Annotated in this window: 20 protein-coding genes and 1 tRNA gene; 14 read left to right on the forward strand and 7 right to left on the reverse strand. The window is 62.7% G+C overall.

Annotation, left to right across the window (positions count from 1 at the left end; genetic code table 11):
- The coding region (locus tag JW929_12765) for a trypsin-like peptidase domain-containing protein (protein MBN1440272.1) at window positions 1–675 on the forward strand (675 nt) is incomplete at its 5' end.
- A gap of 87 nt (window positions 676–762) precedes the next feature.
- Here JW929_12765 and JW929_12770 read toward each other — a convergent pair.
- Window positions 763–2109, reverse strand: a complete 1347-nt coding sequence (locus tag JW929_12770) for a hypothetical protein (GenBank protein ID MBN1440273.1) — start codon at window positions 2107–2109, stop codon at window positions 763–765.
- Window positions 2110–2472: 363 nt separating this feature from the next.
- Window positions 2473–3297, reverse strand: a complete 825-nt coding sequence (locus JW929_12775) for an MBL fold metallo-hydrolase (GenBank protein MBN1440274.1) — start codon at window positions 3295–3297, stop codon at window positions 2473–2475.
- Window positions 3298–3471: 174 nt separating this feature from the next.
- On the opposite strand from JW929_12775, the gene JW929_12780 reads away from it, so the two are divergent.
- Together JW929_12780 and gcvT are read left to right on the forward strand one after the other, a co-directional pair.
- Window positions 3472–3548 (forward strand) — tRNA-Val (locus JW929_12780).
- Window positions 3549–3679: 131 nt separating this feature from the next.
- Window positions 3680–6787 (forward strand): glycine cleavage system aminomethyltransferase GcvT, encoded by a 3108-nt coding sequence (gcvT, locus tag JW929_12785; GenBank protein ID MBN1440275.1) that lies wholly within the window; start codon window positions 3680–3682, stop codon window positions 6785–6787.
- 118 nt (window positions 6788–6905) lie between these two features.
- Here the strand turns inward: gcvT and JW929_12790 are convergent, their stop codons facing one another.
- A complete protein-coding gene (locus JW929_12790; protein ID MBN1440276.1) occupies window positions 6906–7235 on the reverse strand; it encodes a hypothetical protein in 330 nt (109 codons plus the stop codon).
- 196 nt (window positions 7236–7431) lie between these two features.
- On the opposite strand from JW929_12790, the gene JW929_12795 reads away from it, so the two are divergent.
- Complete coding sequence (locus JW929_12795; GenBank protein MBN1440277.1) at window positions 7432–8040, forward strand: hypothetical protein; 609 nt, start codon at window positions 7432–7434, stop codon at window positions 8038–8040.
- Window positions 8041–8528: 488 nt separating this feature from the next.
- Window positions 8529–8795 carry a hypothetical protein gene (locus JW929_12800; protein ID MBN1440278.1) on the forward strand — a complete coding sequence of 89 codons (267 nt, stop codon included), beginning with the start codon at window positions 8529–8531 and terminating at the stop codon, window positions 8793–8795.
- A gap of 47 nt (window positions 8796–8842) precedes the next feature.
- Here the strand turns inward: JW929_12800 and JW929_12805 are convergent, their stop codons facing one another.
- Complete coding sequence (locus JW929_12805; protein MBN1440279.1) at window positions 8843–10168, reverse strand: GTPase; 1326 nt, start codon at window positions 10166–10168, stop codon at window positions 8843–8845.
- A gap of 115 nt (window positions 10169–10283) precedes the next feature.
- Window positions 10284–10772: a CinA family protein gene (locus JW929_12810; protein MBN1440280.1), complete on the reverse strand. Its 489-nt coding sequence runs from the start codon at window positions 10770–10772 to the stop codon at window positions 10284–10286.
- 236 nt (window positions 10773–11008) lie between these two features.
- Here JW929_12810 and JW929_12815 point away from each other — a divergent pair, with 236 nt between their 5' ends.
- The 9 genes from JW929_12815 to JW929_12855 all read left to right on the forward strand — a co-directional run bounded on the left by JW929_12815 (window position 11009) and on the right by JW929_12855 (window position 20227).
- Entirely contained in the window at window positions 11009–11629 is a 621-nt protein-coding gene (locus tag JW929_12815) for a hypothetical protein (GenBank protein MBN1440281.1), read from the forward strand.
- Between the two features lie 356 nt (window positions 11630–11985).
- Window positions 11986–12921, forward strand: coding sequence for an NAD-dependent epimerase/dehydratase family protein (locus tag JW929_12820; protein MBN1440282.1), 936 nt, complete (start codon window positions 11986–11988; stop codon window positions 12919–12921).
- A gap of 139 nt (window positions 12922–13060) precedes the next feature.
- Window positions 13061–13732, forward strand: a complete 672-nt coding sequence (locus JW929_12825; protein ID MBN1440283.1) for a DNA-3-methyladenine glycosylase — start codon at window positions 13061–13063, stop codon at window positions 13730–13732.
- On the forward strand, window positions 13729–14634 hold the full coding sequence (locus JW929_12830; GenBank protein MBN1440284.1) for an electron transfer flavoprotein subunit beta/FixA family protein: 906 nt from the start codon (window positions 13729–13731) through the stop codon (window positions 14632–14634). The genes JW929_12825 and JW929_12830 overlap by 4 nt, the downstream gene beginning before the upstream one ends.
- 7 nt (window positions 14635–14641) lie before the next feature.
- Complete coding sequence (locus JW929_12835) at window positions 14642–15664, forward strand: electron transfer flavoprotein subunit alpha/FixB family protein (protein MBN1440285.1); 1023 nt, start codon at window positions 14642–14644, stop codon at window positions 15662–15664.
- Between the two features lie 14 nt (window positions 15665–15678).
- Window positions 15679–17397, forward strand: a complete 1719-nt coding sequence (locus JW929_12840; GenBank protein MBN1440286.1) for an acyl-CoA dehydrogenase family protein — start codon at window positions 15679–15681, stop codon at window positions 17395–17397.
- A gap of 53 nt (window positions 17398–17450) precedes the next feature.
- Window positions 17451–18245 (forward strand): enoyl-ACP reductase, encoded by a 795-nt coding sequence (locus JW929_12845; GenBank protein ID MBN1440287.1) that lies wholly within the window; start codon window positions 17451–17453, stop codon window positions 18243–18245.
- A 56-nt stretch (window positions 18246–18301) separates the two neighbouring features.
- Complete coding sequence (locus tag JW929_12850) at window positions 18302–19300, forward strand: zinc-dependent alcohol dehydrogenase family protein (protein MBN1440288.1); 999 nt, start codon at window positions 18302–18304, stop codon at window positions 19298–19300.
- Window positions 19301–19447: 147 nt separating this feature from the next.
- Window positions 19448–20227 (forward strand): DUF72 domain-containing protein, encoded by a 780-nt coding sequence (locus tag JW929_12855; protein ID MBN1440289.1) that lies wholly within the window; start codon window positions 19448–19450, stop codon window positions 20225–20227.
- Here JW929_12855 and JW929_12860 read toward each other — a convergent pair.
- Together JW929_12860 and JW929_12865 are read right to left on the reverse strand one after the other, a co-directional pair.
- Window positions 20140–20793, reverse strand: a complete 654-nt coding sequence (locus JW929_12860; GenBank protein MBN1440290.1) for a GNAT family N-acetyltransferase — start codon at window positions 20791–20793, stop codon at window positions 20140–20142. The two genes, JW929_12855 and JW929_12860, sit on opposite strands and share 88 nt — an antisense overlap.
- Before the next feature lie 115 nt (window positions 20794–20908).
- Window positions 20909–21277 carry a DUF3795 domain-containing protein gene (locus JW929_12865; GenBank protein MBN1440291.1) on the reverse strand — a complete coding sequence of 123 codons (369 nt, stop codon included), beginning with the start codon at window positions 21275–21277 and terminating at the stop codon, window positions 20909–20911.
- Window positions 21278–21732 lie beyond the last annotated feature (455 nt).

Below are 21732 nucleotides of genomic sequence, written 5' to 3' on the forward strand. Positions count from 1 at the left end.
GGGTTGGCCGCAACGCAACAGGCCTTGGGTGAGGAAACCGCCCTGCGGGCATTGGTGTTTGTTAAAAACAAGGTGTCCAACGGATGGATGTCCGGCTCGGGAAGCATTCTGGATTCCCGGGGGTACATATTGACCAATTTCCATGTCATCGGAGACGTGGATAGCGGTGAATTGTACGAAGATGACGAGAAGATAACAATCGGATTAAACTGGGAAAATCCGACGGAGGCTCCGGAAACATTTTATCTCTGCGAAATCGTGAAGGGGGATCCGGATTACGATCTCGCGCTGCTGCACATCGTCGCCATGGCCAACGGAGATCCTCTTCCCGCGGACCTGCAGTTCCCCACCCTGCCCCTCGGCGATTCCGACCTGATGAAGATCGGCGATCCGGTCGCGGTCCTCGGATATCCGGGGCTCGGCCAAGAGACTCCGACCTTCACCCGCGGCACCGTCGCCGGCTTTCTGCCCGACGAGTCCATCGACGAATCGCGGGGATGGATTAAAACGGATGCCGAAGTGAACCACGGAAATTCCGGCGGGATAGCGATCAATGTCAAAGGCGAGTTGATCGGCGTTCCCAGCATGGCCTATGTCGATCCGGAAGGATCCGGAAAAATCAGCGGCATCCGGCCGATCAATCTGGCGCATGTGGTGACCGACGCGATTCCGTAAGGCCGCCGGCAGGATCCTCCCGCACAGGACTTGGCACAGCCTCCGGATTACTCCGGAGGCTGTTTCGTTCGGGGATCCTCCCGCCGTTCAATCCCGCGCCGCGCGCTGGCGGGAATACAGCGTCAGCGCGAACAGGTAGAGAATGATCCCCGCCAGCAGGAGGGCGTTGAAGGAGTTCAGGACGGCGATCTGATCGATCAGCCCCGAGAGCGGATAGGCTAAGGCGAAAAACGCCACCAGAACCAGCACCAGCGTTTTCCGCAGCCGCGAGGAGGACCTGCGGAAGAGCAGGAACGCCAGGAAAAACGTCAGCGCCGCGCCGACCCCCAGCGCCCCCCAAAAACCCAGGAAGGAATCGCTGATCCCGGCCATCATCAGGTATTCCACGCAGTAGACCGCCGAGACCAGCACCAGATCCATCAAGTTCGGGACGGCGCCGAGGAGCACGATCATCAGCGCCAGCAACGATCCGAGGATCGTGATCGCGATCGGGCTGTTGACCAGCAGCCGCAGGACCTTCTCCCCCGGCTGCTCGGGACGGATGAGGGAAACCCCCATGCCGGCATTGGTGATTGCATGGTTGAGCCGCCAAGTCAGGACCGATCCGTTCCCGTCCTCGGTCGGCCGCACTTCCGTGGGGGTCAACACCCCGTCCGGATAGTTTAGCAGGGTCGTAGGCAACCGATCGATCGTCAGGGTGAATTCAAAATCATCGACGAAACGGTTGTCGAGCACACTGTAGTAAAAATAATCCATCCCGCGCGAGTCGTAGGAGATGTCGACGGCGATTTCCTCCCCGGGCGCCATGTTCCGCCGCCAAAACAGGACGTTTCCGGAAAACTGCAGACTCCGGCCGATGTCCGTTCCGTCGACGGAAACGGCGAAATCCTGGAACAGCGGCTGGCCCCGGGAGAGCGCGAACTCGAAGTGGGCGTCGGTGCGCAGGTCGGATTCGTTGCGGATGCGGTAATGGTACTCCGCGTGCAGCAGGTACCCGCTGTAGTAGGCGTAGCCCTTCTCGCGTTCGCTCAGAGTCATGCCGGCCTCGCCGCGGAAGGAACGGATGCTGGCCTGCGGAACCTCCACGATCTTCTCGACCGTGCGATACTGCGGGGCAGCTTCGGGATCCTTCTGCGGGATCAGCTCCTCCTCCTCAACGGTGATGTAGTGTTTGACGGATAACTCGCCCTGGACATGCGGCCGCCCCCAAATGGTGTAGGCGCTTTCGCGGCTGATCTCGCTCTGGCTGCCGTGGGTGGAGAAGAACGTTTGGGTGTTGCTGTTCAGGATTCCGCGAAACCCCCATAGCATCCCGAGAAACACGGCCGCCCCGGCCGCGCCTTCGCCGAGCCGCAGAATCCACCTCCACCATCCGTCCGCGGAGGGCTTGCGCGCCAGCGGCGAAAGCAAAATCGCCAGCCCCGCGACAGCCATCAGCGCGGATACTCCGGGGTCGATCGTGAACCAACCCGCTATCCGATCCAGCTTGCATCCTCTCCTTGGAAATTCCACCGCCAACCCGGTGGAACAAGAAGGGGCGGCCGCAGCTGCGGCCGCCCCACGTATTTCACCCCGTTAGGGTGCCCCCGCATCGCCTCCTCTCTGACGGGTGTCTCCTTTCAGATACGCCCGCCCGGATTAACCGACATCATAGGACCGCCGCGCGGCGGATGCAATAGGAGTCGGCCGGTCAGAGGAGAAGCGTAGGAAGTCCGTTGCGATCGGGTAGGCCGGCGCTCATCGCGCCTTAAGCAACCCGGCGGGTCCGGGACCGCGCGGAATGCGGCCGGTTCCGGTTTAGGCTGGAATTTCGGCGGATTGCATGCGTGCGGGGACGAGCACCGGCACATCAGGGAGAATTTTCTTCATCCTGCCGGCGAACCGGCGCGGATCCATGCGCCGGATCCACGGCGAATTCCATCCCGGCGGAGAAATCAGCGGACGCAGGGGGTTTTCCAACGGCAAGAAAAAATCGTCCCAGTGAACGGGGATAATCACCCGCGCACGGGCCGCCGCGGCGACCTCCGCGCACATTCGCGCGCCCCACAGCGGACAATAAAACAGCGCCTCCGCTTGCGGCACATCCGCCGCCGGGGGGCCGTTCCACACCAGAGCCGCCGCCCCGGGCGCATGGATGCGGAAGGAGAGCATCGTGTCCATCCGGTACTCAGCAAGGCGCAGCGGCGGAGCGAGACGCGCCGGAAGCTTGCCCCGGTACGGCAGGAGCCCGAGCATGCGTCCGTGCCGTCCGGCAAATACCCGGACGTCGAAGGGTCCCGCTCTGAACGAATCGCCCGCCGCGATCGGATGGATACGGTCCGGCGGGATTCCATGCGTGCGGAGGATGGCGGCGCTGTTGGGCGAGCCGAATGCAGCCGCTCCGAATTCACGGCAGATTTCGGGAACATCAAACAGGTGATCGAAATGCGAATGCGAGACCAGCACGGCCCGCGAGGGCAGCAGATGCCGGGCGATCGCTTCCCGATTTGGAGACGGCCTCCCGAAAACCAAATACCGCATCGGGAGCCGCGAGAGATAAGGATCGACCAGGATCCGTTCTCCACCCGATTCAAACTCGATGCCGGCCGTCCCCAGCCAACGGAAACGCAGTCCCTCCGTCATGGATTGGATTGTACACCGCACGCCGGACGTCATCCCGGGCCGAAGGCGAGGGATCGCTGACGGGGGTCGGATCGCCAATCTTCATTACGCCGTTTCGAACCCATGCGCTGCCGATTCCTCGGGGCCTGAAGGCCCCTCGGAATGACGGACTGCGCTGGTATAATGGGCGCCAACGGGCGGATAGCTCAGCTGGTCAGAGCGCATCTCTTACACAGATGAGGCCGCAGGTTCGAACCCTGTTCCGCCCACCACCCGGTCCGACCGCGGGCGGTTGGAGCCTGTAAACCGGAGCAGACGGTCCCCACACCGAACGGCTCCGGCCGACCGCGCGGCTTCCCCTTTTTCGGCAAGCGGCACATCCACAAACGAACAGGAGCAACCCATGGGCGATTTCCTGGTGCGCGGCACCCTCGCAAAAGTCGATCCGGCCGTCGAGGAATTGATCCGGCTCGAATCCGAGCGGCAATACCGGAAGCTGATCCTGATCCCGTCGGAGAGCACAGCCCCGCGAGCAGTCCTCGAGGCGCTCGGCAGCCGGTTGCAGAACCTGTATGCCGAGGGGTATCCGGACGAGGAGACCCGCCGGATGAGCGAGGAGGAAATCCTCGATTTTCCCGCGCGCTTGGGCCATTTCCGCCGCTACTCCGATCCGCGCTACTACAAGGGTGTGGAGTACGCCGACATCCTCGAAGCCCTGGCCCGCCGCCGGTGCGCCGAGGCGTTCGCCACGGAGGAGATCGCGGCCGACGGCATCTACGTCAACGTTCAGGCGCTTTCCGGCGCCCCGGCCAACACCGCGGTCTACGACGCGCTGGTCAACCCGGGCGACACGGTGATGGGGTTGAACCTCCTGCACGGCGGCCACCTGACCCACGGGTCGCCCGTCAACCGCTCCGGCCGGTGGTACAAAATCGTCGCCTACACCATCGACCCGGCGACCGAGAAGCTCGATTACGACGCCATCGAAGCCCTCGCCTGCGAACACAAGCCGAAGATGATCATCGCCGGCTACACCTCCTATCCCTGGGCGGCGGATTGGAAACGCTTCCGACGGATCGCCGACGCCGTCGGGGCGTACCTCGTGGCCGACATCGCCCACGTCGCCGGGATGGTCGTCGCCGGCGCCTATCCCACCCCCGTCGGACACGCGCATGCGGTCACCTTCACCACCCACAAAACCCTGTGCGGCCCGCGCGGCGCCTGCATCCTCACCACCGATCCGGCCCTCGCGCGCAAGATCGACCGCGGCGTTTTTCCCGGCGAGCAGGGCGGCCCGCACGTCAACGTCTTCGCCGCGCTGGCGGTGATGTTCAAGATCGCCCGCACCGAAAAATTCCGCGAACTCCAGCACCAGATCGTCCGCAACGCCAAGCGGCTCTCGGATTCGCTCGAGGCGCGGGGCTTGAAAATCGCCTACGGCGGCACCGACACCCACCTCTTGAACGTGGACTGCAAAAGCATCCGAGCGCCGGACGGCACGCCGCTCTCGGGAGACATCGCCGCCCGCGTGCTCGACCTGGCCGGGATCGTCGCCAACCGCAACACCATCCCCGGTGATCCCTCGGCCGGCAAGGCGACCGGCGTGCGCATGGGCACGCCCTGGGCCACCCAGCGCGGGTTGCGCGAAGCGGACATGGACGCGCTGGCCGAGGTCATCACCCAGGTCCTGCAGGCGTGCCATCCGTTCCAATACAGCGGACGGAAAGGATCGCTGCTGCGGGCGCGGATCGACTTCACAGCGATGGAGGACGCGCGCATCCGGGTCCGGTCGCTGGCCGAAAAAGCCGGGATCGACTTCAAACCCGACGAGCACGGGTATCCGCATTTCTACTACCTCGACGACCCCCTGCCGAAGAAAAAGTTCACCGGCATTGCGGTGGCAGGACCACGGGCCGAGGATTTCCTCTACTGGGCGACGGTCAACGACGTGTACGCGTTGAAAACCGGCAAAAGACAGCCGACCAAGCTGCCGCTTCACGGGGGAATAACCGAGGCCGTGCTGGAACGGGCTGGCGCGGACGAATTCCTCCTTACCGTGCCCTCCGCCCGCGCCAACCTCGCCCTGGCATGGCTGCGGGCGCTGTCCGACGGATACGTGCGCTTCGACGACGATTTGGTCCGCAAGATTCCGGGGCCGGTGAGAATCGACCTCGCCGGCGGGTCTGCGCTGATGCCCAAGGCCGCCGGGCCCTCGGCGGACGCCACCCGCCCCTACTGCCTCGCGCCGTTCTCGGCGCCCGCGCCCGGCCCGCTTCCTGAATTCGCATGGAAGGAACCCGCCGATCCGCCCCTGCGGTTCACTCCCCTGCACGCGGCCCATCTGGCCCTCGGCGCAAAAATGGTCCCCTTCGCCGGGTGGGAGATGCCGGTGTGGTACGACAGCGTGGTCGAGGAGCATTTGGCGGTTCGAAAGGCGGCCGGCTTGTTCGACGTCGCGCACATGGGCGTGTGGGAGGCGAGCGGGGATAGCGCCTGCGCCTTCCTCGACGCGGTGTGCGCCAACGAGGTCGCCGCACTCGCGCCCGGCCAATCGCTCTACACCCATCTCCTCGACCCGGACGGCAAGGTCATCGACGATTTGATGATCTACCGCCGCGGGAACGGAGCCTACCTGATCGTGGTCAACGCCGCGAACGACGAGAAGGACTGGGCCTGGGTGAACGCCGTCCGCGAAGGAAAGGTGCGCATCGACCGCGATCGACCGGGATCGGAGGCGCCCGGGCGCAAGGGGGCCGTCCTGCGGAATTTGCGCGATCCCGCCAGCGACGCGGACAGGCGCGTGGACATCGCCCTCCAGGGGCCGAAATCGCTCGAGATCCTGCAGGCGCTCGGCGGCGACGCGGAGACCAAACGGTGGATCTCGCGCCTGGCGCGGACGGAGCTCTGCGACGCGGTCCTCGGAGGATTCGATCTGATCGTGGCCCGCACCGGATACACCGGCGAATCGGCGGCGTATGAATTGTTTGTTCATCCCGACCGCGCGGCGGATCTTTGGAGCTCGCTGATCAAGGCCGGAGCGCCGTTAGGATTGAAACCGGCGGGCTTGGGCGCGCGCGACAGCCTGCGCACCGAAGCCGGCCTGCCGCTCTACGGGCACGAATTTGCGGGTCCGCTGAACCTGGGCGTGGGCGACGGCGGCTTCGAATCCTACGTCAAACCGCACAAACCGTGGTTCATCGGACGGCAAGCGTTTCTGGAACAGGAACGCAACCGGAAAAGCGAGGTGGTGCGCTTCCGATTCAACCGCAAGGGCGTACGCATGGCCCATCCGGGCGACGTGGTGACGGACGAGGCGGATGTCGCGATCGGCAAAGTCACCTCCTGCGCGATCGACGGCGAGCGGTTTCTGCTCGGCCAAGCCTACCTGGAGAACGACTTCACCAAAGAAGGCCGCCCCATTATTGTGCGGGTGGGCGGACGGGAAAGCGGCGAAGCGGCGAAAGAGCCGGCAACCGTGCTCAGCCGGTTTCCAAAGAAGGCCAAAAAGTAAAAAAAACGTAAATGCTCAGCCAGTGTTCGTCATGCCGGCGCCCGCCCCCGGCGCATTCTTCGCCGGGGGTGGTTTTAGCCGGCATCCATTGAATTATCAAAAATCACTGGATCCCGGCTTAAAGCACGCCGGGATGAAAAAAAAACGGCAACTCTTTTTGAGATTTTTGCACGGAAATAGACGGCTTGAGCAGGTATAAAAAAATGGACCGTTCGAACGCCACTGGAAAAAACGTATGCCGCGCGCCGTCGCTTTTTTTCTGCGCCCTTGCGCTCACTGCCTGTAATGGGGGCGCCGGTCTGGCGGGGTTCTCGCCGTCGCCGGCGCCGCTTCTTTCCACCGCCGCGGCGACTTCGGCATGGACGGCTTCCCCCTCTTCTCCATCAGTCCGCACGCCAACCCCCACCTCCACCGCTACCGTCACCGCCTCGCCCACCCCGACGGACACACACGTACCCACTGCCTCCCTCCCAGAACAGACCGTCGCCATCCCATCCGATGCGCTGCATGCTGCGCCGGACTCCTGTATAAACATCCTCTTCCCGTTGGCGGATGGACACCGCTGGAGGTACAGCTTGGTACAACAGGGGACGGAAAAAAACGCCGCCATATCCGTAAGCGAAGTCTCGGGAAATTCCGCGACGGTGGATCTGTTTGACGAATCGGCCGGAAGCCATTCCGTCGTTCTCGTGAGTTGCGCGGAGGGGGCACTTTCCGGTTTTTCCAGCGCGGAAATCGGCCTCCTGTTCTTTGCCTCCGGCGCTTCGATCGAGGCGAGAAGCACCTCCGGCCTCCTGGCTCCGTCCCGGCGTGATTTCGAAGAAAACGCCTGGCGCCACTCCTGGAGCACCGGATTAACCGTCTCCGGGATAATCCCCCTGAACGACCCATCCCTCGGCGTTGTGGATCTGATTTTCGAGGATGCCCCGGCGCAGATCCTCTGGGAAACGTCGGACGCTGAAAGTCAAATTTTCGAATCCATCACCACGCCCGCCGGGACCTTTCACCAGATTCTGGAGATATCCGCAACGGCCACGTTTCAATTGAAGTTGAAACTCCTGACCCTCTACGGAATACAAACAATTCCGGCTGTGCTTGAGCTTGGGTCCCTGCTATGGTTTCAACCGGAGGTCGGGTTGGTCCAACAAGCTTTCCATTCGGCCGAAGTATCCTACGAAGGAAAAATCTGTCCGGTAGCGATCTCCTCTCAAATGGTATTGCTGGAATATCATTTTTCCACCGGAGTCTCCTGACAGTCTTCCCGCCCTGCGTAACCGGTGATCGCCGCATCCATTCCGCGCAACACCCTTCGGAATCCTTAGCAGGGTGCTGAAAAAGCCCGTAAAGGGTGTCATTGCGAGCGACAGCAGGGAGCGAAGCAATCTCCTTCACTGGAAAAAGAGGGAGATTGCTTCGCCCGCCCCGGCGCGGGGTTGGCCGGGGTCGCTTCGCTCCCCCGGCCTCGCCACGGCGAAGCCGGGGCAGGGCTCGCAATGACGTCGCTAGGCGTTTTCAACACCCTGTTAGGGTCCTTTTTCCCCGCTACCCCCGCAACCTACACCCCAGGCCGGTGGTTTTTTCGTCCATCTTCTCCTCGACCGCCTCCACAACCGCACTTCTGATATCCGATCTCACCTTCCGATGCCGCCGGCCGCCCCCCTTGCGCAATGGGCCTTTTCCCCCTCCCGGGTGAGAGGATCCTGGTTTCCGTCTGCATCGGCAGCGGAAAAGGCCGCCCGGCATGCTTCGTGGGAAGATCGCACCCAGCCAGACGAACGTCGGATTGGAAAAGATCATCGACGCGATGGACCTGCGGTCGGCGGGGATCCTTGTGGGCGCATGCTTGCCGGAATTGTGCTATCTCTGGGTGGATGGGGTTTGGACCGCGCTCCGCGCGACGGTCCGTTTGGGGAGCATCATCCTTCCGGCAACGGGTTCCGGGGTATTCCGGATGTTGCAGGCGCCGTCGAAAAAAAACGGAGGATACGGAGGGCTATCGCGGAGATGAAGATAGCGGTGGATTTCATCTCGAGTAACGCACGGTTTTGCGGTCGGTTATTCCTGGCGCTTGCCGAACTTCGTCACCAGAACATCTTCCAGGGTCGGCGCCCCCCTCTCCCGCAATTCATAGCGCACGCGCTGGTAAGGCTTGCGGATCTTCATCACGCGGGTCAGGTCGACCGGCGTTCCGATGATCACCAGTTCTGCATCGGCTTTGTCGATCGTGGCTTCGAGGTCGCGCACTTGCGCGGCGCCGTAGCCCATCGCCGGCAGGACCGGTCCGGTCTTTGGATATTTTGCGAACGTCGCCGCGATGGATCCGACTGCGAACCGGCGCGGATCGACGATTTCCGCGGCGCCGAAGCGCCGGGCGGCGACGTAGCCCGCCCCGAACGCCATCTCGCCGTGGGTCAGGGTCGGGCCGTCCTCGATCACCAACACCCGTTTGCCGCGGATCGATTCGGGGTCGTCGACGAAAAGGGGCGACTCCGCTTCGATGATCGTCGCGGAAGGATTCAAGCCGCGGATGTTTTCGACCACCCGGGCGACCGCCTGCGGGTCGGCCGTATCGACCTTGTTAATGACGACCACATCGGCGGCGCGGGCGTTGACTTCGCCGGGATGATAAAGGGATTCGTGCCCGGGGCGGTGCGGGTCGGCGACGACGATCTGGAGATCTGAAACGTAGAACGGGAAATCGTTGTTGCCGCCGTCCCACAAGACGATATCCGCTTCCCGCTCGGCCTGGCGCAGGATCCTCTCATAATCCACGCCGGCATAGACGATCACGCCGGCATCAAGGTGCGGCTCATATTCCTCGCGTTCTTCGATCGTGCATTCGTGCTTGTCGAGGTCGGCATAGCCGGCGAAGCGTTGCACCGCCTGCTGGGCCAGGTCGCCGTAGGGCATCGGGTGCCGGATGGCCGCCAGGGTGTATCCCATCCCGCGCAGGACCGCAGCCACCCGCCGGGTAGTCTGGCTCTTGCCGGCCCCGGTCCGCACCGCGCATACCGAAACAACCGGCTTGCACGATTTTATTTGTGTGGATTTTCCGCCCATCAGGCGGAAGTCCGCGCCGGCGGCCATCACCATCGACGCTTTGTGCATCACGTATTCGTGAGTCACGTCGCTGTAGGCGAAAACCACCTGATCGATTTTTCCATCGGCGATCAGCCGGAGCAGGTCGCTTTCCGGATGGATCGGCACCCCATCGGGATAACGTTTTCCCGCCAAGGCTGCCGGATAAATGCGATTTTCGATGTCGGGTATCTGGGTGGCGGTGAAGGCCACCACGTCGTACTCCGGATTATCGCGGAAGAATACGTTGAAATTATGAAAATCGCGACCGGCGGCGCCCATGATGACCGTGCGTATCGGCATGCGCGATGCTCCTTTTTTTCCACGGATCCTTTCCCCGCGGGCTTCCCGCGGACGGCGGGCGGCCTTCCGGATGGGGATGGCGGGCATATGATAATCGTTTTTGGATTCCTCGGGATTATTCCGGCCGGAGGGAATCGAGGTATTCTTCCAGCAGCTGCAGCACGTGGTCGGCGGCTCCGGCTTTGTTCCGAAGGCGGTCGCCCGTCAGGCGGATGGACTGCGCCCGGGTTTGGCCTTCGGCGGCCAAGGCCAGCCACATCAATCCCACCGGTTTGTCCCTGGTTGCGCCGCCCGGTCCGGCGATTCCGCTGACAGCTGCGCCGATATCGGTGCCGAAGTAGCGGCGGACCCCTTCGGCCATTTCCCTGGCGGTGCGTTCGCTGACGGCGCCGAACTGGGCGAGGGTTTCGCGATGCACGCCGAGCAGCTTGACTTTGGCGTCGTTGGAATAGGCCACCACGCCTCCGAGGAAGTAGATCGAAGATCCCGGGATGTCGGTCAACCGCGAGCCGATCAGGCCGCCGGTGACCGACTCGGCAACCGCGACCGTCAATCCCAATGCCTCCAATTTCTTGCCGATGCGGGCTTCCGCCGGGGGAGTCATCTTTCCTTCCTTGGGCCTCAGTATAGGGGAAAAGCAGAAATTCGACAACGAATTCCCGCGCGGCTGGCCGCGGGATAAATCCCGACCCTAAGGGTTCCGAAGGGTTCCTTTCGATTAATTCCAACCCTTAGGGTTGCGAAGGGTTCCGAAGGGTTCCCGAGGGTTCCTCCCGGCTTGCGGATTCGGCGGTTTTATAGCATCATATAAGCAGAATGACTTGCTTTAAAGGGGGAGTGATGACCAGTCCAACAAGTTTGGAATCCGGCTTGCCGTATCACATCTTTACCCGCGGCATAAATCGGGAGAACATTTTTCTCGACGAGTGGAATTATTTCCGGTTTATGGAACTCTTTTGCTTTCATGTTGCTCCGATTGCGGAAACCTACGCCTACTGCCTTCTTCGCAACCATTTCCATCTTTTCTTGCGAATTAGGACCGACGCGGAGATCCGCCAAGCATTGACGCACGAGGGGATCCAAGATGCCCCGTCATATCCCGCCCCCGGACAATGCATCGGGAACCTCCTGAACGCTTACGCGAAGACCATCAATTTCAACTATCATCGTACGGGAAGCCTTTTTCAGCACCCGTTTGGCCGGGTTCCGGTAACAACCGATCGGTATTACGAGCAATTAATCAAATACATCCATCAGAATCCGCAGCATCATGGGTTCGTCAAAGATTTCCGGGAGTGGCCTTTCTCTTCCTATCATTCCTTATCATCGTCAGACAATGGGCAATTGGATGGATCCATCGATCTCTCCCCGATACCGCGCGAGAGCCGCACCCCCCGCCGCCGTTCGAGGCGTATTGACCACAGCCGCTACCGGCAATTAATCGCCAACGATTATTTCTAGGTTTTTTACGGTGAAGCAATCATAAGGCGATTTCCCCTAACCTTTGGGAACCCTAAGGGTTTCTATGGGTTCCCAAGGGTTGCCGTCTTGCATAATCCGGACATGGAACCCTTGCTTTCGTCGTGCGAATTCACGTCCGTTAAAAAGCCAAAAAAAACGCGGCGCCACGAATGCAGCAGCCGTTGAGATATCCTGATAATTGCGAATTCCCATTAAAACAGGCGAATCCCGCCTTCTTCGCCGTCATCCTTTCGTATGGTAACCGTCAGGGAAGAAGATACCCGCCGTGCTATAATCCTGGTCTGATAAGTGCGGGGAGCATCATTTTCACCCGCACTTTTGTTCTGGAGTCGATTTTGAACATCCTCGTTACGGGCGCCGCCGGATTTCTCGGATCCTCACTCGCCAACACCCTGGTCAAGGCCGGCCATCAAGTCCGCGGATTGGATGACCTTTCGACCGGGGATCCTTCGCGCCTTAACCCTTCGGTTCTCTTCACCCGCGGCGACGTGCAGGACCGTCCCAAGCTGTGGACCCTCCTGCAAGACGTGGAATGCGTCTACCACCTGGCGGCGCGTGTATCGGTCCAGGAATCGATTCTCTACCCGCGCGAATACAACGCCTCGAACGTCGCCGGGACCGTGAGTCTGATGGAAGCCATGCGCGATGTGGGGGTGCGGCGGGTGGTCTTCATCTCCTCCGGCGCCGTGTACGGCGAACAACAGACCCAGCCGGTGAAGGAAACCGCCACCCCCAACCCGGGGTCTCCGTACGCGGTCTCGAAACTCGCGGCGGAATACTACGTCCGCACGATCGGCGCACTGTGGGAGATCGAGACCGTCATCCTGCGGGTGTTCAACGCCTACGGGCCGGGCCAGCCGCTTCCAGCCGCGCACGCGCCGGTTGTCGCCCGCTTTCTGCGCCAGGCCTCCGGCGGAGGCTCGCTGGTGGTCCACAACGGCGGTCACCAAACGCGCGATTACATCTACCTCGACGATGCGGTGGATTGCATGGCCGCCGCTGCGACCGCTCCGGGTGTCGACCGCAAAATCGTCAACGTCGGCAGCGGGGTTGAGACCTCGGTCCTTTCCCTGGCGGATCAAATCATCCATCTGGTCCGGCAGGGCGAAGTGCTGAAGACGCCGTATGAAGAAGGCGGTCTGTCGCGGATGTGCGCCGACCTCACCCTGGCGCGTGACCTGTTGGGATTCCGCCCCAAGTATTCCCTGGCCGAGGGCTTGCGCCTCACCTACGAGCGCGATCCGCGGTTCCAACTCGTACCGGTCGCTTAAGCCGGATCTCCGTTCCCTCTTCCCCAACTAAAAAAAGGTGTTTCCCGGTTCCGCCGGAATTCCCGGAGATTCCGTCGGGCGGCGGCTTCCTTTATAATGCTCCCGGATTCCATCCCGGTACGGCCGGTCGGATTTTTCCATGAGAATTTCCCGCAACCGATCCGCGCGACTGCCGCGAGCGTTTTTCCGACAACCGACCCTGCAAACCGCCCGCGCCCTCTTGGGAACCCGCTTGGTCAGGCTCGATCGCGGCCGAAGGCTCTCGGGGATCATCGTGGAAACCGAAGCCTACATCGGCCGCCAGGATCTCGGGTGCCATGCCAGCCGCGGCGGCCGCACGCCGCGCAACGAAGCGATGTTCGGCCTGCCGGGCCGCGCCTACGTTTATTTCACCTACGGCATGCACTGGCTGCTCAACGTGGTCACCGAGGACGAGGGAATTCCCGCGGCCGTCCTCGTTCGTGCTATGATTCCCGACGAAGGCCGGGAGGCGATGCGCCGCCGCCGCGCCGGGCGCGAGCCGCTCGCGGGCGGTCCGGCGATGCTTTGCATGGCCCTGGGGATCGATAAACGCTGGAACGGTCACGACCTGTGCAAGCGATCCTCGCGGCTTTACCTGGAACGGGCCTTTTCGATTTCCAACGACTCCGTGACCAAAGGCCCCCGAGTGGGGTTATATACGGTGCCGGAACCGTGGAAAAGCATCCCATGGAGATTCCGGGCATCGCCCGCGGCCGTGGAGATCTTGAGTCGACAATTGGCCGAATCCCCGTCCGGCGCCGGCCGGGCGCATGGCAGGAGGAGTGAATGACGGAAGTCGAAACCTATCGATCGATCGTCCTGGTGAAACAGGTCCCCGATACCCGCCACGTCTCCGCCGAGATGATGACCCCGGACGGCACCATGAACCGCGGTGCCCTTCCGGCGGTCTTCAATCCGGAGGACCTTAACGCATTGGAAATGGCGCTGCAGCTGCGCGAACGGCACGGCGGCACCGTGACGGCGATCACCATGGGGCCGCCCAAAGCGGCCGATGTTCTGCGCGATTGCCTGTACCGCGGGGCGGACCGCGTGATCCTGCTGACCGACCGCAAATTTGCCGGGGCCGATACGCTGGCCACCTCCTATGCGCTGAAGTGCGCGGTGGAAAAAAGCGGCCCGTACGATTTTATCTTCTGCGGTCGGCAGGCGATCGACGGCGACACCGCCCAGGTCGGACCACAGACCGCCGAAAAGCTCGGCATCCCGCAAATCACCTACGCCGAATCGATCCTCGAGCTGAAGGGCCGCGAAGTGACCGTACAGCGCGCCCTCGGCTCGGGAACCGAGATTGTCCGCTGCTCCCTGCCTTGCCTGATCACCGTGACGGCTTCGGCCAATACGCCGCGGCCGCCGTCGGCGCGGAAGCGGATCGAGCGAAAACTCGCCGCCACCCCGCTCGAGTTCTCGGCCTTGTTGAAAGCCTGGCCCGAATTTCCCGACGAAGAAAGCTTGAAAGCGTTCCTCGCGGCCCGCAAGCTGATCATCCCCGTCTGGACCGCCGAGGATATCGGCGCCGAGCAGGGGAAGATCGGCCTGGCCGGATCTCCCACCCAGGTTCACAAGGTGAACGCGGTGGTTCTCGACTCGGCCGAAAGCAAGGAGATCGCCCCCACCCGGGAGGGCGTCACGGCGATGATCGATGAGTTGGTTAAAGAATACATCGTGGGGTGAGGAGATCATGGCGGAAAAACAAAGCGTCTGGGTTTTCATCGAACAAAACGAAGGCCACCTGGCCGACGTCAGTTTGGAACTGCTGGGCAAGGCGCGCGAGCTGGCGGACGCCCTGGGCCACGAGGTCGCCGGCTTGTTGTTCGGCCACAAGATCAAGGAATTGGCTCCGGCGGTGATCCAGTGCGGCGCAGACCGCGTGTTCCTGGTCGATCATCCCGAAATGGAGCTGTACCGAACCCTGCCCTACGCGCGGGTTGCGTCGCGACTGGCGCGCAGCCGAAAGCCGGAGATATTCCTGATCGGGGCGACACCCAACGGGCGCGACTTGGCGCCGCGGATCGCCAGCGCCCTGCGTTGCGGACTGACCGCCGATTGCACCGATTTGCAGATCGGCGACTACACCAATAAGAAAGAAAACAAGACCTATGCCAACCTGCTGTTTCAGATCCGCCCTGCGTTCGGCGGCAATCTGATCGCGACCATCGTCAATCCGCATACGCGGCCGCAGATGGCCACCGTGCGCGAGGGCGTGATGCACAAACCCGTCCCCCAGCCCTCGCGCCGAGGCGCGATTGAGGAGATCCAGCCGGACCTCGAGCAGGGCGATCTGGCGTTGAAGATCCTCAGCCGCTCCATGCGGCCGTCCACGGTTAAATTAAAAGAAGCGCCCGTGGTGGTGGCGGGCGGAGCCGGCGCCGACGAAGCCGCGGATTTCCAACTGTTGCGGGACCTGGCCAACCTGCTGGGCGGCGAGGTGGGGGCTTCGCGCGCGGCGGTCGACGCCGGCCTGATCTCCGCCGAGCACCAGGTCGGCCAGACGGGAACCACCGTCCGCCCGCGGCTCTACATCGCCGCGGGGATTTCCGGCGCCATCCAGCACCGCGCCGGGATGGACCAATCCTCGAAGATCATCGCCATCAACACCGATCCCGGCGCGCCGATCTTCCAGGTCGCGCATTATAAGATCGTCGGCGATCTGGCCGAAGTGCTGCCGCTGATCATTCAATCCCTACGGGAAAAGGCAAAGTGACTGGGAGCCGTCCGATGACTGATAATTTCTTCCTGGATAACCCCGACCTGCAGTTCCGGCTCGAACAGTTGGACCTGCGCGAAGTGCTCGACCTCAAAGAAAAAGGCTACAGCGAGGCCGCCGAATACCCCGGCGCGCCGCGGAATTACGCCGATGCGATGGACAACTACCGGACGGTCCTCGAGGTCCTGGGTGAGATCTGCGCCACGCGGGTGGCTCCGCGCGCGGCCGAAGCCGACGAGGAGGGGGTGCACTTTTCCGACGGAAAGGTCGAATACGCCAAAGCCACCCAGGATGCTATTCAAGCTCTGCGCCAGGCCGAACTGTTCGGCTGCATGCTCTCGCGCAAGTACGGCGGGATGAACCTGCCGGAATCGATCTACCAAATGATGGTCGAAATCGTCTCGCGCGCCGAAAGCGGCCTGATGACGATCTTCGGCCTGCAGGAGATCGCCGCCTCGATCGAGGAATTCGGCAGCGAGGAAGCCAAACAGCGGGTGCTGCCCAAATTCTCGCGCGGGGAGGTTTCGGGGGCGATGATTCTCACCGAGGCCGACGCCGGCTCGGACCTGGGTTCGGTGCAGACCCGCGCCGTGTGGGACGAGGCGGCCAAGGTCTGGCGGTTGACCGGGGTTAAGCGCTTCATCACCAACGGCAACGCGGACGTGGCGCTGGTCCTGGCGCGCAGCGAGGAGGGGTCGCGCGACGGGCGCGGCCTCTCGCTGTTCCTGGTCGAGCGCGACGACACGGTCAAGATCAGGCGGATCGAAAACAAAATGGGCTTGCACGCCTCCCCCACCTGCGAGCTGCAATACAACAACACGCCCGCAGAACTGATCGGCAAGCGGCGCTTCGGCCTGCTGCGCCACGCCATGGCGCTGATGAACGGCGCGCGGCTGGCGGTCGCCGCCCAGGCGCTGGGTATTGCCGAGGCCGCCTACCGCGAAGGGCGGAAATACGCCGGAGAACGGTGCCAATTCGGAAAGCCGATCCGCGAACTGCAGCCGGTGGCGCGGATGCTGATTTCGATGCGGGGCGAGATCGAGGCCGCGCGGGCCTTGCTGGCCGAGACCGGCCGCTGGGTGGATCTGCTCAAGGCCTACGAGCGCGCCTCCGCCGAGGGGACGGTGAAGGACGCCGGCGCGGCGCGCGAGCGGCTGAAGCGCGCCTCCGCCCTGGCCGAAACCCTCACCCCGATCGTCAAATATTACGCCACCGAAATGGGCAACCGGGTGTGCTTCCAGGCGGTCCAGATCCACGGCGGCGTGGGGTACATGCGCGAGTTCAAGGTCGAACGCCTGATGCGCGACCAGCGCGTGACCAACATCTACGAAGGAACCAGCCAGCTTCAGGTGGTGGCGGCGACCGGGAAGCTCCTGGGCCACGCGCTGGATCCGCTGCTCCACGAGTGGATGGATTTCGCCGCCGACTCCGAATTGGCCGAGGAACGGACCGCGCTGGAAGAATCCACCGCCTTGTTCCAGAAGGCGGTCGATCACCTGAAGGGGCAGGACCGGGCGGTCATCGATTTCTACGCCGGCGACCTGGTCGACATGGCCGCCTGGACGGTCTGCTCTTGGCTGCTCTTGCGCGATGCCGGGCTGCGGCCGCACAAGGCGGACCTCTACCGCGCCTACCTGGCCGATGTGCTTCCCAAACTTAGGGTTGCAGGCGAGGTCGTCTTGAAAAGCAGCACCACGATCCTGCAGACGAAACAATCGCTTTTAGCCTGAGCCGATCCCGCAGGGTTTCCCTGCGGGATTTCTTTCCCGGAAGGGAGAGGACAATGGGTTTGCTGTCCGGGAAAACCGCACTCATCTTTGGGGTGGCCAACGACCACAGCATCGCCTGGGGGATCGCCCAGGCGTTCGCCCGCGAGGGGGCGCGGCTGGGGTTCACCTACGCCTCTCCCGCGCTGGAAAAACGCGTGCGCCCGCTGGCAGCCTCCCTGCGCTCGCCATTCGTCGAGCCATGCGACGTCGCCAGCGACATGCAGATCGCGGCGGCGATGAAAAAGGCCGGGGAGACCTTCGGCGCGATCGACATCCTCATCCACTCCATCGGATTTGCGCGTAAGGAGGAACTCACGGGGCCGTATTACAACACCACCCGCGAGGGTTTCCACCTGGCAATGGACATCAGCGTCTATTCCTTCACCGCACTCGCCCGCGCCGCGATTCCCATCCTGAATCCCGGCGGTGCGCTGCTCACGCTCACCTATTACGGATCCGAGAAGGTGGCCGCCCACTACAACGTAATGGGCGTCGCCAAGGCCGCCCTGGAATCCTCCGTCCGCTACCTGGCCAGCGACCTGGGTCCGCGCCGGATTCGGGTGAACGCGATCAGCGCCGGGCCGATCCGGACTTTGGCCGCGGCGGGGATCAGCGGCTTCAAGGAAATGCGCTCTCATTTCCGCGGGATCGCACCGCTGCGCCGCCATGTGACGATCGAGGACGTCGGCAACGCCGCCGCATTTCTGTGCTCCGATTCGGCCGGGGCTATCACCGGCGAAGTGTTGTACGTCGACTCCGGCTTCAACATTCTCGGCGTTCCTTCTCCCGAGGAATCGGCGGATGGATGAATCGCACCCTTTTCTTGAACACCGTACCGCCGCACCCGTAACGATCGTTTGATCCGATGCGCGCCCAACTGCTACGCCGCCCCTCACCCGTCGAGGAATCCCCGCTCGAATGGTCCGACCTCCCCGAACCGCACCCCAGCCCCGGGCAGATCGCGATCCGCGTCTCCGTCTGCGGCGTTTGCCGGACCGACCTGCACATCGTCGAAGGCGAGCTGGGCGCGCCGCAGCTGCCGATTATCCCCGGACATCAGGCCGTCGGCCGGGTCTGCGCCCTTGGGCAAGACGTCCGCGGCTGGTCGCTCGGCGAACGCGCCGGCGTGTTCTGGCTTTCCCGCGCCTGCGGCAAGTGCGGATTCTGCCTGCGCGGGGAGGAAAACCTTTGCCCGGACGCGGAGTTCACCGGCTTCCACCGAAACGGCGGTTACGCCGAGGTTATGTTGGCGGAGGCGGAATTCGCCGTGCGGATCCCGGATCTGTTCGACAACGAACACGCCGCACCGCTGCTATGCGCCGGGATCATCGGGTACCGATCCCTGCGTAAAGCGGAGGTTCAGCCCGGGGAGACCGTCGGGCTGTTCGGCTTCGGCGCCAGCGCGCATCTGGCGCTGCAGACGGCTAAGCACTGGGGCTGCCGCGTGTTCGTCTTCACCCGCAGCGAGACGCACCGCACCCACGCGCGGGATCTTGGCGCCGCGTGGGCCGGCGGAGCCGCCGACCGGCCTCCCGCGTTTCTGGACCGCGCGGTGATCTTCGCCCCGTCCGGTGCGCTCGTCCCCGCCGCCTTGGAACAAATCCGCCCGGGCGGAACGTTGGCGATCAATGCGGTCTACATGACCGACCTCCCCGCGCTGCGCTACGCTTCGCTGTACGGCGAACGGACCGTGCGCAGCGTCGCCAACGCCACCCGCCGGGACGCGAGGGAATTTTTGGAACTCGCGGCAGCAATCCCGATCCGGGTCACGGTCCGCTCCTTCGGTCTCACGGAGGCAAATCGCGTTCTGCAGCTGCTCAAGGAATCGAAACTCGACGGCGCCGCGGTGCTGATTCCGGAATAGGACCCCGCATCATCACGGTCGTTGCCGCCTGCGAGAACTCGGCGGTGGGGGAATCACCCTTCGCGGGGCGGCGAATCCGTCATACACTGGCGGTTAACCGGACCCTAAGGGTTCGGAGAACCCTTAGGGTCCTCCCTCGAGGAAGGCATGATCCGCATCGGCACGTCCGGTTTTTCCTATAAGGATTGGGTCGGGCCGGTCTATCCGGAAAAAATGCCCGCCAAGGATTGGCTCGCCTTCTACGCCGCCCAATTCTCGACGGTCGAGTTGAACGTCACCTTCTACCGCCTGCCGTCCAGGGTCAACATCGAGGCCTGGCTGCGCAAGACGCCCGACGATTTCCTCTTCACGGTCAAAGCCTTCCGCGGATTGACCCACGAACGGGAGAATCCGGATTTCGCCGCTTTCACCGGCTCCATCCGGCCCCTCGCCGAGGCGGGCAAGCTCGGCTGCGTGCTGGCCCAGTTTCCAAATTCCTTTCACCCCGTCCCCGAAAACAAGGAGTATCTCAAGCGGATGTGCTCGGAATTGCCCGACCTCCCGCTGGTGGCGGAGTTCCGCCACACCGCCTGGGCCAAACCGGAAACATTCGAGATGCTGCGCGGCCTTGGGATGGGGTACTGCTGCGTCGACGAGCCGCAATTGCGCGGTCTGATGCCGCCGGCGGCGGTATCCACTTCACCGGTGGGCTACATCCGCTTCCACGGACGCAACGCGGCGCACTGGTACGAACATAAGGACCCGGCCGAACGGTATGATTACCGCTATTCGGAGAAGGAACTGGAGGAATGGATTCCCAAAATCCGCAAAGTGGAAAAGGACGCTGAAGAGACCTACGTCTACTTCAACAACCATCCACACGGCCACGGCGTGGCCGGCGCGAAAGTCCTCGGAAGACTCCTCAACATCCAGCGCAAAGAAGAGTAACCGCCGGGACGGACGATCTTCACCCCCGGAGCTTGCGGCTTCGGTATCCATAACCGATGGTCTTTTTTTCCGTGAACTCCGTGGTTATGCTTTTCGCGGCGCCATATTTTTCGATACTGATACTCTTCGGCCGGTCCCCCGGGAAACCGCGTGAAACCGCACATGGCCTCGTAGAAAAAGTGGTTTTTCATCGCAAATGCCGGCGTCGCCAGGCGCCAGCTTTTCGTTTGCGGATACCGCCGTTCGATGAACTTCCACGCCGCGCTTCCGATGCCGCGGTCCTGATACTCCGGATCGATGAAAATAATTCCGAGGATGTTGTCGCCGTGCGGAAATATCCAGACGATGATTCCGCCGACGGCTTTCCCGTCGGCGATCACTTTATACCCGTCGGTTTCCTTATGCCCGAAAAGCCATTTGCGGAAGAAATCCCCGTTGTCGTATCCGTCCGGGCCGCCCTTTTCAACGCCGAGGTGCTTGCGCGAATCGTCGTCGAAGGCGCGGGTCATCACCCCGGTCAACTTTGGAATATCGGATTCGGTTAAGGGTTCAAACGATGTCTGCATCGCTCGCGCCTTCTGCCTGGACCTCCCCTCAGCCCGCCCCGCATAGGCAAAATGGGAATCGTTCGGGCTTTCGATATTCCTAAGCCAAGAAGGCCTGAAGCACCAAGCCCGTCCCTCACCTGCGGTTATTCTTCCGCAGCGCCGTCAGTCGTTCCTTTGCGTCTTGCGCTTGCGTGAAGAAACCGTTCAACTGCCCGCAATTTTCAAACTCGGCGCATTCCGCGCAGGTCTCGAATTTATGATCCCGTGCGCAGCGGCGCATCGGACACACCCGACAGCCGAGGAATACCCGCGCCTTGTCATCGGCGGTGCAGCCGTCGCAGACCATCTCCTCCGCTCGCAGATCGTTCCGTCCCGTGAACTGCGCGAACTGGAGCGACCACTCGCGGGCGGTTTTTTCCTGCAGGGTCCGGTCGTTGGTCTTTGTGGCGAGGAGCGTCGGACATTTCGAACAATCCAAGCCGCAATAGGCAATCATCGGCATTCCGCCTCCCTGTGCCAATAATTTTCTCCGATTCCGCCTGATCCGACCAGGGGGATTTCCCCCTTCAAGGAGATCCGTCCGGCCATCCCTTCCGTTCTTCCACCGCTCGGCGGTCGGTGGGAAAAATGATCCTTCGCGTTTCCTCAGCCTCTCCCTTATCCGCCCTCCCGTCGCTTTCCCTCGCTGTGCTCGGAACAGGCGCTCCGGGACAGGTTCGGGCTCCTTTCCCGGAATTGCGCCGGGACCGGCTTCCCAGCCCCAAATCAGCGGGTGATGATACGCATTCGTCCACAGCCATCTCGCTTGAAGGATGGGCTGGGAGAATGTATCCCGTCACTGTCCCGCGCGAAGCGCGGGACAGTGACGGGAGGATGGGATGAGGGGAGAATAGCGGGACGCGCTAATCGTCGATTTTTCCACTACTTGAATTGGCTTGGGCAAATGCGATTTTTCTT

The sequence above is a fragment of the Anaerolineales bacterium genome (assembly GCA_016928575.1).
GTDB lineage: Bacteria > Chloroflexota > Anaerolineae > Anaerolineales > RBG-16-64-43 > JAFGKK01.

What these genes read in the sequence shown, in the direction of transcription:
- JW929_12770 (MBN1440273.1), bottom strand. Translation starts at nt 2,109, where the DNA reads ATGGCTGTCGCGGGGCTGGCGATTTTGCTTTCGCCGCTGGCGCGCAAG.
- JW929_12775 (MBN1440274.1), bottom strand. Translation starts at nt 3,297, where the DNA reads ATGACGGAGGGACTGCGTTTCCGTTGGCTGGGGACGGCCGGCATCGAG.
- gcvT (MBN1440275.1), top strand. Translation starts at nt 3,680, where the DNA reads ATGGGCGATTTCCTGGTGCGCGGCACCCTCGCAAAAGTCGATCCGGCC.
- JW929_12800 (MBN1440278.1), top strand. Translation starts at nt 8,529, where the DNA reads ATGCTTCGTGGGAAGATCGCACCCAGCCAGACGAACGTCGGATTGGAA.
- JW929_12805 (MBN1440279.1), bottom strand. Translation starts at nt 10,168, where the DNA reads ATGCCGATACGCACGGTCATCATGGGCGCCGCCGGTCGCGATTTTCAT.
- JW929_12810 (MBN1440280.1), bottom strand. Translation starts at nt 10,772, where the DNA reads ATGACTCCCCCGGCGGAAGCCCGCATCGGCAAGAAATTGGAGGCATTG.
- JW929_12815 (MBN1440281.1), top strand. Translation starts at nt 11,009, where the DNA reads ATGACCAGTCCAACAAGTTTGGAATCCGGCTTGCCGTATCACATCTTT.
- JW929_12825 (MBN1440283.1), top strand. Translation starts at nt 13,061, where the DNA reads ATGAGAATTTCCCGCAACCGATCCGCGCGACTGCCGCGAGCGTTTTTC.
- JW929_12830 (MBN1440284.1), top strand. Translation starts at nt 13,729, where the DNA reads ATGACGGAAGTCGAAACCTATCGATCGATCGTCCTGGTGAAACAGGTC.
- JW929_12835 (MBN1440285.1), top strand. Translation starts at nt 14,642, where the DNA reads ATGGCGGAAAAACAAAGCGTCTGGGTTTTCATCGAACAAAACGAAGGC.
- JW929_12840 (MBN1440286.1), top strand. Translation starts at nt 15,679, where the DNA reads ATGACTGATAATTTCTTCCTGGATAACCCCGACCTGCAGTTCCGGCTC.
- JW929_12845 (MBN1440287.1), top strand. Translation starts at nt 17,451, where the DNA reads ATGGGTTTGCTGTCCGGGAAAACCGCACTCATCTTTGGGGTGGCCAAC.
- JW929_12850 (MBN1440288.1), top strand. Translation starts at nt 18,302, where the DNA reads ATGCGCGCCCAACTGCTACGCCGCCCCTCACCCGTCGAGGAATCCCCG.
- JW929_12855 (MBN1440289.1), top strand. Translation starts at nt 19,448, where the DNA reads ATGATCCGCATCGGCACGTCCGGTTTTTCCTATAAGGATTGGGTCGGG.
- JW929_12860 (MBN1440290.1), bottom strand. Translation starts at nt 20,793, where the DNA reads ATGCAGACATCGTTTGAACCCTTAACCGAATCCGATATTCCAAAGTTG.
- JW929_12865 (MBN1440291.1), bottom strand. Translation starts at nt 21,277, where the DNA reads ATGCCGATGATTGCCTATTGCGGCTTGGATTGTTCGAAATGTCCGACG.